A 9,595-nucleotide genomic window follows, 5' to 3' on the forward strand; every position below is an offset into this window, starting at 1 on the left:
AAGTAACCTGTGAGATTGGGGCGGCCGAACTCGTTGTTGAAAGCCGCCGCGCCGATCGGGCCTTCGAGCATGATGTCCAGCGCCGAAGCAATGCGCGCCGGCCGGCCGTAGGCAGCGCTCCCGGCTTCCCAGGCCTGCGGCGCATCGGGCAGATAGAGGTTGGAGACCGAGAAACCGCAGAGGCCGGCCTTCGGCTTGGAACCGCGCCCAGTCGCCCCTTCGTCGCGAATCTCGCCGCCCGAGCCGGTCGCCGCGCCGGGGAAGGGCGAAATCGCCGTCGGATGGTTATGCGTCTCGACCTTGGCCAGAATGTGCGTCAGTTCATCGTTCCAGCCATAGGTGCCGTCCGCCCCCGGCGCGAAGCGCGCCACGCTGGCCCCGGTGAACACCGATGAGTTGTCCGAATAGGCCACAACGGTTCCCTGCGGATGCGCCTGGTGCGTCTCGCGGATCATCCCGAACAGCGTTTCGCTGCGCGGCTGGCCGTCGATCACCCAGGAGGCGTTGAAAATCTTGTGGCGGCAATGCTCGGAGTTGGCCTGCGCGAACATCATCAGCTCGACATCGGTGGGATTACGCCGGGTCCTGCCGACGAACAGCTCGACGAGATAGTCGATTTCGTCGTCCGACAGCGCCAGCCCGAGGCGACTGTTGGCCTCGACCAGCGCCGCGCGTCCGCCGCCGAGCAGATCGATCGAGGCCATCGGCCTGGGCGGGAAATGGCGGAAGAGCTCGGCAGTCTGCGCAAAATCGCCAAGCACGGTTTCGATCATGCGGTCGTGCAGTTGCGCAGAAATGATCGCCCGCTGTTCGGCGGCCAGTGTGCCCCGGGCCGATTCAATGCGATAGGCGATGCCGCGCTCGATACGTTCGACGGCCTCCAGCCCGCAATTCCACGCGATGTCGGTGGCCTTCGACGACCACGGCGAAATGGTGCCGATACGCGGTGTGACCAGGAACAACTCGCCGCACGCCTCGCTCCCCCCTGCATCCGCTGCACGCTCCTCAAGCAACGCCGCCAGTTGCCGGCGTTCTTCAGCGCCGAGTGCCTTGCTCAGCGGGACAACGTGCCAGTACTCGGCGCTGGCAATGCGTGCACCGGGCACCAGGGCCTGGATGCGTAGCTGCAAACCTTGCAGGCGAAAAGCGGAAAAAGCGGGAGCCCCGCGCAGAAAGAGAATGTCGGCCATGGCGATCTTGGAAAAAGTGCAGGGAAGCTGCGTGGAAACAGGGCGAGGCAGCAATTATAGCCGAGAGAAACTGGTGCCGAAGCGGAAGGGTCGCTGCTTGTACCCCGTATAAGAGGTTGAGCCCGGCACTTTGTTGCGGAGCCATTCGCTCATTTCTCTCCAACGGGTCAAAATAGCCTTGCAGGAAGTAAACGTATTCGGTGGCGAGCATTGAAGGATTGGCTCTACTTGCTAATGGCACAGAACAAATGGCCTGCTAGGCAGGCAAGACGATCATGGCAGTATTGTTTATCCGGGCTCAATGGGATGTAGTGCCTGGATGATCTGACGGGCGCGACCATATAATTTTTAAAAATTAGTGGGCTTCCCATGTTTCCCGCAGAACAAAAGGAAAATAACCAACTTGCCAAATTCAACAAAGTCAATTAGTCTTTGAATATGGAAAAGCGTACGCCACATTGCAAGCTTTCTGTGATCAGGTCGCTGATTGAATCCGGCAGGATTCGGATGACAGCAAGCGCAGTTGCTGGTGGGGAGTTGCTTGGTTTCGATAGAGCAGCAATCGTCAATGTTGTTGCTACGCTTACCCCGAAAGACTTTTACAAAAGCATGAGCACACACGCTGACCATAGAATCTGGCAAGACGTTTATCAGCCGATAACACCGGCAGGTAAGGTTTACCTGAAACTAACGGTCATTCAAGACGTGCTTATTGTGTCGTTCAAGGAGCTATGAACATGAAGTGTCCAGTTTGCGGAACGTCTGAATTGGTGCATGACACCCGCGACATGCCTTACACCTACAAAGGCGAAACAACCCTTGTCCCGGAAGTGACCGGAGACTATTGCCCGGCCTGCGCAGAAGTCGTTTTAGACATGAGTGAAGCGGAGCGTTACGGGCTATTGGTAAGAGATTTCAACAGGCAAGTAAATGCGGCTTTTGTCCAGCCAGAGTTCATTGTCAGCGTCCGAAAAAAACTGAACCTTGACCAGAAGGAAGCCGCTGCAATTTTTGGCGGTGGGGTTAATGCGTTCTCCCGCTACGAGAATGGCAAAACCAGGCCACCGTTAGCACTTGTCAAGCTACTCAAAATGCTGGACCGACACCCCGAACTTTTGAACGAAGTCAGGGTAGCGTAACCTCAATCGCAATCCAGAGTCATTTCAAATCGGCCCCGATGTGGATTTGGTTTTCAGAAAACCGCGTTCCCGTTTTTTCGCGTATTTCGATTTTCCGTTCGCTTGAAGCCATATCTCGATCAGAGCAGCCTGAGCATCGAAGCGGGCGGGATTGGGCTGGATTATGGTGGGCTGGAAGAGGCGAATGACTTTGAATGGGCGAGAACAGCATGAGGGGGAGAGAAGAGCGGTTATTCGGTTGCTCGAAAGAAAATTCTTACCGGACGCTGGCTCTTGTTGGCGCTTTTGGCGGCACTCCTGTTCTTTTGCGCTACCGCCCCTGTTTCGTCTTGGCTTGCGCACCATTGGATTCTCGTATTACGGGCTACCCGTTCCGCCGGTTAGCCCTTATGTCTACCAGACCCAACTCCGTGTCGGCAGCATGGAAGTCGTCCCGCTCGTCAAGGGCGTTGAAAATGATTCAGTGCTGCCTCACAAGCCAGTCGATCCCTGCGGATTCACTCTGGAACCCATAGTCGCCAGCATTCAATTGGTTGGCGGCAAACCGGCCCCGCTGTTGCGCGTAATCGTATAATCATCCGATTCGCCGCCAGCACAAAGGTGCAAACCAACGCCGAGGGAATGACCATGCAGCCGCTTCGACAAACCGCCCCGCTTCTGCTCCTGCTGGCCGCACTGCCAACGCTCTGCGCTGCCGGTCCGATGCGCCAGTACAACAGCGAACTCGGCGAGGCGGTGAGGCTGGTGAAATCGGGTGCTCTCAAAGACGCCGTCGCGCAGATCGAAAAGAACAACGCGGGCGCCGACAAGGACATCCTCTACTTCTTCGAAAAGGGCGAACTGTTCAGTCTCGGCAGCAATTACGGCGCCAGCCGCGACACCTGGCTGAAGGGCGACGAGATCATCCAGGCCTGGGAAAATGACATCCGCAACAATTCCTCCAGGCTGTCCGGTGACATCGGCAGCTATCTGATCAGCGACAAGACCCGCCGCTATGAGGGACAGGACTACGAAAAGGTGCTGCTATCCACCCGCCTGACGCTGGACCACATCATGCTCGGCAACTTCGAGCATGCCCGCATCGAGATGAAGAAGACCTACGAGCGGGAAAAACTGATCGAAGCCTTTCGCGAGAAGGAGTACGAGGCGCTCAAGGCCGAAGCGCAGAAGCAGGAGACCGGCCAAATCGCCAGGCTCGACGGCTACCCGATGGAGGAGATCGATACCACTGAAGTCCGCGAGCTTAAAAACGGCTTCCAGAACGCTTTTGCCCACTATCTGGCCGGCTATTTTTTCGAAGTCACCGACGAGCCCTCGCTGGCCGAACCGGGCTACCGCAACGCCCTGCAACTGGCGCCGGGCAAGGCCATCATCCAGAGCGCACTGGAAGGCGTCGGCAAGGCCCGGCCCGATCCGGGAGAAGTCGACGTATTGTTCGTCATCGAAACCGGATTCGCACCGAGCATCGACTCGCTGAACATCCCGATCCCGATTCCGCGCAAGAACGGGATCGTTATCACTCCGCTATCCTTCCCGGTGATCAAATCCTCCAGCCCGGTGCCGGTGCCGGCTTCACTCACGGTTGCCGTTCGGCAACTGCCGGTCGAAACGCTGACCAACACCGACACCATGGCCCGGCGCCAGCTCAAGGATCAGATGCCGAGCATCATCCTGCGCAGCGTCATCCGCTCCGGCTTCAAATCCGTCGTACAGGATCAGGCCAACAAGGCGCACTGGGTCGCCGGACTGCTTGCCAACGTGGTTGCCGTGGCCACCGAACAGGCCGACGACCGCAACTGGCGCACCCTGCCCGAGCGCATCTCGGTGGCCCGCACCAGCCTGCCGCAGGGCAGGCACTTGATCGAATTCCAGACCAGCGCCGGTAGCTACCGGACGGAAGCAGACGTCGCCGGCCGCTTCACCATCGTGCCGATCCGCATCACCGGCGACGCGGTCTACGTCGGGCAACCGAACCTCGCCACCGGCAAGGCGCCCGATTTCGTGGCCGAAAAGGCGATCCTGCAGAGCGGCACCAGCCGGCCTGATCCTGGCCCGACTCCTGCAGCTCCAGTTGAAGCGGCTCCTACATCACCTGCACCCATGGCGAATGCCCCGCCACCCGCATCCGCCCAGCCCGGCGAGCCAGCCAGAGCAGCGTTAGCAACCCAGCCGCCGGCTGTCTCCGGCAAACGCGTTACGGCTGGCGACACCACCTTCATCGGCGACTTCAGTTTCGCCCAAGCCGGCGGTCGGGCCAGCGGCCAGGGTGTCGTCGAGTGGCGCAACGGCGATCGTTTTGAAGGCCGGCTTGAGAATGGCCTGCGGCAAGGCAAGGGCCGCTTCACCTCGCAGGCCAATGGCTTCCGCTACGAAGGCGAAATGAAGGACGACGAATTCCACGGCCAGGGCACCTACACCTCGGAGAATGGCACGCGCTACGAAGGCAACTGGAAAAACGGCGTCAAGGACGGTCAAGGAAAACTCACTTTCCCTGACGGCGATTTCTGGGAAGGCCTCTTCAGCAACGATGAACGTACCGATCAAGGCAAGATGACCTTCGTTGACAAGCCTGGCGCCAAACCTGCACCAGAGGCGGCTCCGGAAGGAAAACCATGATGCATTCGACTGGTAATTGCAAGCGAATGGGTCCAAGCGAACGGTCCGCTTCGGTTTGAATACATCAAAACAATTCGAAGCCCTCGCACGCTATCAGATCATCGATTGGCCATGTCGAGTCAGCGCCCGCCGGTCTGCTCATTGGGGACGCGAATGCCTTTAGCAAAGCGCATCATGCTTCTATACTCAAGCGTCAGTCCGGGCCATCACGAGCCTTTGGATGTGTGCAATGAGCTGTTCTTCAGGGTAAGGTTTGCCAAGGATGACATTGACCCCCGACTCAAGGGCTTCAGTGCGTAATACCTCACTGTCAGAGGTGACCATGATGATTGGGATGCCGAGCGTACGCGGATTGGCGCGCAGGTGGCGTACCAGTTGCAACCCACCCATTCCCGGCATGTCAACGTCGGTAATAAGCAGGTCGGGAACCGAATTCTCGATTTGTTTTGCCGCATCCAGGCCGTCTTCGGCCATCACCACCTGATACTTGTGTGCGGTGAGCAAGCGTCCGGTCTTGATGCGGACTACCTTTGAATCGTCAGCTACCATGACCACCGTTTCTTCGGCTGTTTTTGCCTTCGGCACCACTGCCTGAGGAGGCGCGCTGAGAGCTAGCGCTTTCGCTTGCTCCTGGCGAAGGACCTCAAGCGCAGCCAGGCGTTCGGCTTCACGGCGCGCGGCTTCTTCAGCAGCCAGACGTACGGCTGCACGACGTGCGGCTTCTTCTGCAGCCAGACGTTCGGCTGCACGACGTGCGGCTTCTTCTGCAGCCAGGCGTGCGGCTGCACGGCGTGCGGCTTCTTCAGCAGCGAGGCGAGCGGCTTCGCGACGTGCAGCATCCTCGGCAGCCAGACGTTCGGCTTCAAGCCGTGCGGCCTCTTCAGCGGCCAGGCGTTCGGCTTCACGGCGTTCAGATTCCTCGGCAGCCAGGCGTTCCGCTTCAAGGCGTGCGGCTTCTTCGGCTGCAAGACGTTCGGCTTCAAGCCGTGCGGCTTCTTCAGCAGCCAGACGTTCGGCTTCACGGCGTTCAGCTTCCTCAGCAGCCAGGCGTTCGGCTTCAAGCCGTGCGGCCTCTTCAGCGGCCAGGCGTTCGGCTTCACGGCGTGCGGCGTCCTCGGCAGCCAGACGTTCGGCTTCACGCTGTGCGGCCTCTTCAGCGGCCAGGCGTTCGGCTTCACGGCGTTCAGATTCCTCGGCAGCCAGGCGTTCCGCTTCACGCTGTGCGGCTTCTTCGGCTGCCAGGCGTTCGGCTTCGCGGCGTTCAGATTCCTCGGCAGCCAAGCGTTCCGCTTCGCGGCGTGCGGCATCCTCGGCAGCCAGACGTTCCGCTTCAAGGCGTGCGGCTTCTTCGGCTGCAAGACGTTCGGCTTCACGGCGTGCTGCTTCTTCAGCAGCCAGACGTTCGGCTTCACGGCGTTCAGCGTCCTCGGCAGCCAGGCGTTCGGCTTCAAGCCGTGCGGCCTCTTCAGCGGCCAGGCGTTCGGCTTCACGCTGTGCGGCTTCTTCGGCAGCCAGACGTTCGGCTTCACGCCGCGAGGCGTCCTCGGCAGCGAGGCGTTCGGCTTCACGGCGTTCAGCTTCCTCAGCAGCCGGGCGTTCGGCTTCAAGGCGTGCGGCTTCCTCGGCTGTCAGCAACTCGGCTTCACGGTGTGCGGCATCTTCGGCAGCCAGGCGTTTGGCTGCACGACGACTAACGAAGAAGCGCGACAACATATATGCCACCAAAAACACGGCAGCGATCAGCAACAGGCTCTCATTCATTGACATTGACGTGATCCTTTGAATTTGCAAGCTATGCCCGTCTGCACGCGGCGAGCGACTTTTTCGTATTGTTCAGCGGTTATGAAATATCTGGTAGATGAGCCTGCTGTGCCGCTCCAGCTTGAAAAAACAAGCCGCGGGGCTGTTGTCCATCGAATGACAGGCCGGGACTTCTCATCATTCATATTACGGAAGCATCTATGCATTGAGTTTTATGACAAATCGGACCACCGTCGAGTCCGTCTGGTTTCATCCCTGCCAACATCCGTTTCAAGCATGACACGGGTAAAGCTTGGCGGTCAAATCGGACTCTGGGAGTCTTTCCCAACATGGTACCAAAAGGTTCCACTTCGGTTTGTTATTGACAGGCTTTCCAGACGCATTCAGTCAGGGAACCTATAACTGAAAATCGTGGTCTGTTCAAAATTGTCCTTTCCCACAAGCTGAACTGTCACAGCGAATGAAGATATATACCGCATTGATTGTATTGATGCTCTTGGGTGCTGTTGCTCTACAGCTCTGGCTTGGAATGTCCATCTTGGTAGCGATTTTCATCACCGCACCCGCCATTGTAATCGCATGGATTCCCATGAAGATGGACGCGAAATTTTTCCTCTACTCGGTTTTGCTTGGTCTGGTGAGCGCGGTTCCAATATTGAAATATACTCTTGGAATATCAACCCTTTTCGCGATCGCAATTTCCATTCTGGTCATTCCGGTTGTTGCATTCAACTGTGTACCCAGCATGAGTTATTCTTTAAATGCGGATGTCGCGCTCAAGCGTCTTGTACAAGACCTCAGAAAAGAACTCGTTATGGGAAGCCAGGGTATCTTGGAAGTCGAAGGAATATGGGGTTACGGTTGGCCCAAGGTGGTGATTCTTTTTTCATCTAGGGAAGCTCTTGAGGAAGCTGAGGCGAACGGATTTATGAATCAGCTTGCCAGGCGGATCACAGATGTGGTGAAGAGTGATCGAGCCTATGGGCGTAGCCGAAAGATGTTCGATTCCAAGGAAGCGGTATCGGGCTTCACAGAGCGGTCAACGTGGGATGAATGTGTTGTGAAGCGCTCTTTCCCTTGAGATATGCCGGCATCGTGGTCAGCTTCGGATTGAATATTTCGAAGATACAATTCGAAGCTGACCATTCGGCAGACCAGTAGCCAGTACCCTTCAATAGCTTGTTGGCACAGCAGTCTGACCGGCGCTGCTTCATGTCTGCATAAAGTCACAAATCGGCTATTGCTCTAGGCATCAAGCCGGGGCTGACAAGCAGGCTGCCGAGCATCCATAACATCACCAATGCATACACGACGCGCGGTGCCCAGGTGGCAAGCTGCTCGAACGAAGCGTTGATCGCGATGCTTTCCATTGTCGTATGCCGTAGCAGCATTTCGGGCAATGTGCCACTTTGCTCACCGCTATGGATCAAGGCCACGGCTCGTTCGCGGTCAGGCGCTCCGCAGAGAAAGGCGGAGTCGGCAAGGGCTTGCGCAAGCGTTGCGCCGCCGGCCACGCGCGGTGCGATACGGGAAAATTCGCGTTTTATCGAAGGCTCGGTAATCGTTTCCAGCGCAAGCGGCAAGGCGTCGAGCATCGGAATGCCGGCCTCCAGCATCAGGCCCAGGCTGGCAAAGAAGTCCTGCACGTTCTGGCGCACGATCAGCTTGCCGAGCAAGGGGATTGACAGCCAGGGTGAGGCGGCGTTTTTCCTGGCGGTGGCAGCGGGTCGCGACAGCCACCAGCGTACCCCGAACACCATCAGCGCCACCAGGATCATCGGGCGAAGCACCTGAAAGAGATAAGCGGATACCGCCATCGAGCCAGTCACCAATCCCGGCAGGGGCTGGATCGCCAGTGCCATCATGAACACGCCGGTCGGCATCAGCAGGCGTGATTTCATGCTCGCCGCCTGCCTGGCGCGAGTGCCATAAAAGTCGGCTAGTTGCCGGTACATGCGTGCAGGACTGCCGGCGTTGATCGATGCATGTATGAGCCGCGCTTCCAGTTTCGTAAACAGCCCGCTGCGTTCTCCCGCCAACGCAAAGTCATGGTGCTTGAACAGCGCGCGCATCGCGATCAGCCGTGAATGTGCCGGTTCGACCACCTGCAAAACATTCAAGGCGCGATCGAACGGCAACCCAGCCATCTCCATCTGCGCAAGCTGGGAATAGAGTTCGGCGCGAATGCGGAACGTCAATGGTTTGTGGTTCGCCATCGGGCATGGAGTATGATTTATCGGAGTTTCATGACGAATGCTGCACAGGATATTAACCGGAAATCCTGAACATCGGTTTTGATGAAATCAGTGCGTACCACCTCACTCCTCCTGAGAAGGGGGCCTGGGGGTTTTGAATCAAACGTGAAGACAGCGGAATGTGTTCCGCACCAGGCATGACAAACTTGTATCCCGTCATCGGAGTATTGTTCGGCGGCATGCCGAGCGGATAACAGGCGCAGGGTTCGGAGCCTTCGGAACCCATAAAACACCACGCCGGGGTGCTTCGTGGTTAAATTACCTTTCTCACCAATCAACACGTTGTTCGACCATGACCTCCATTCCGCTCTATCGCTCCGCCGACCTGCGCCACATCGAAGCGACAGCCGCCGATCAGCCCTTGATGCAGCGCGCCGGCCGGGCGGCGGCTGACCTGGCCACGGCGATCTGCGCTGATCGTGGCGCGAGTGTCCTGATTCTCGCCGGCCCCGGAAATAACGGCGGCGACGCCTTTGAAGTCGCAGCTCTGCTGCGCGAACGCTTCTTCGACACGCATGTGGTTTTTGTCGGGCCGGCCAACGACCTGCCGATGGACGCGGCAGACGCCTTCAGGCGCTTTGTCGACACCGGTGGCAGCACACTCCCGGCGATTCCCGTCAGGCTGCGCTGGTCA

General features: G+C 58.2%; 8 protein-coding genes and 1 pseudogene. 6 read left to right on the top strand and 3 right to left on the bottom strand.

All coding sequences use genetic code 11. The annotated features are described in order from the left end of the window. Positions 1 to 1,190 (bottom strand): annotated as a pseudogene (locus JNM42_RS11605) (phosphoribosylformylglycinamidine synthase); the annotation flags it as partial. Positions 1,191 to 1,628: 438 nt separating this feature from the next. Between JNM42_RS11605 and JNM42_RS11610 the strand changes: the two are divergent. The 4 genes from JNM42_RS11610 (at position 1,629) to JNM42_RS11625 (ending at position 4,945) form a co-directional block, all read left to right on the top strand. After that, the gene (locus JNM42_RS11610; RefSeq protein ID WP_294269781.1) at positions 1,629 to 1,925 is read left to right on the top strand and encodes a type II toxin-antitoxin system MqsR family toxin; all 297 of its coding nucleotides are present in this window, start codon (positions 1,629 to 1,631) and stop codon (positions 1,923 to 1,925) included. Between the two features lie 2 nt (positions 1,926 to 1,927). After that, a complete protein-coding gene (locus JNM42_RS11615; RefSeq protein WP_294269784.1) occupies positions 1,928 to 2,329 on the top strand; it encodes a type II toxin-antitoxin system MqsA family antitoxin in 402 nt (133 codons plus the stop codon). Between the two features lie 334 nt (positions 2,330 to 2,663). Beyond that, the gene (locus tag JNM42_RS11620) at positions 2,664 to 2,903 is read left to right on the top strand and encodes a hypothetical protein (RefSeq protein ID WP_294269787.1); all 240 of its coding nucleotides are present in this window, start codon (positions 2,664 to 2,666) and stop codon (positions 2,901 to 2,903) included. 53 nt (positions 2,904 to 2,956) lie between these two features. Next, on the top strand, positions 2,957 to 4,945 hold the full coding sequence (locus tag JNM42_RS11625) for a hypothetical protein (RefSeq protein ID WP_294269789.1): 1,989 nt from the start codon (positions 2,957 to 2,959) through the stop codon (positions 4,943 to 4,945). Between the two features lie 186 nt (positions 4,946 to 5,131). Here the strand turns inward: JNM42_RS11625 and JNM42_RS11630 are convergent, their stop codons facing one another. Continuing rightward, positions 5,132 to 6,712: a response regulator gene (locus JNM42_RS11630; RefSeq protein ID WP_294269793.1), complete on the bottom strand. Its 1,581-nt coding sequence runs from the start codon at positions 6,710 to 6,712 to the stop codon at positions 5,132 to 5,134. 454 nt (positions 6,713 to 7,166) lie between these two features. On the opposite strand from JNM42_RS11630, the gene JNM42_RS11635 reads away from it, so the two are divergent. Beyond that, a complete protein-coding gene (locus tag JNM42_RS11635; RefSeq protein WP_294269796.1) occupies positions 7,167 to 7,787 on the top strand; it encodes a hypothetical protein in 621 nt (206 codons plus the stop codon). Positions 7,788 to 7,932: 145 nt separating this feature from the next. Here JNM42_RS11635 and JNM42_RS11640 read toward each other — a convergent pair whose 3' ends face one another. Then, the gene (locus JNM42_RS11640) at positions 7,933 to 8,922 is read right to left on the bottom strand and encodes a type II secretion system F family protein (RefSeq protein ID WP_294269799.1); all 990 of its coding nucleotides are present in this window, start codon (positions 8,920 to 8,922) and stop codon (positions 7,933 to 7,935) included. A 331-nt stretch (positions 8,923 to 9,253) separates the two neighbouring features. On the opposite strand from JNM42_RS11640, the gene JNM42_RS11645 reads away from it, so the two are divergent. After that, positions 9,254 to 9,595 (top strand): NAD(P)H-hydrate epimerase (locus JNM42_RS11645; RefSeq protein WP_294269803.1); only part of this gene is annotated, 342 nt, incomplete at its 3' end.

This window comes from Propionivibrio sp., assembly GCF_016790145.1.
Lineage (GTDB): Bacteria > Pseudomonadota > Gammaproteobacteria > Burkholderiales > Rhodocyclaceae > Propionivibrio.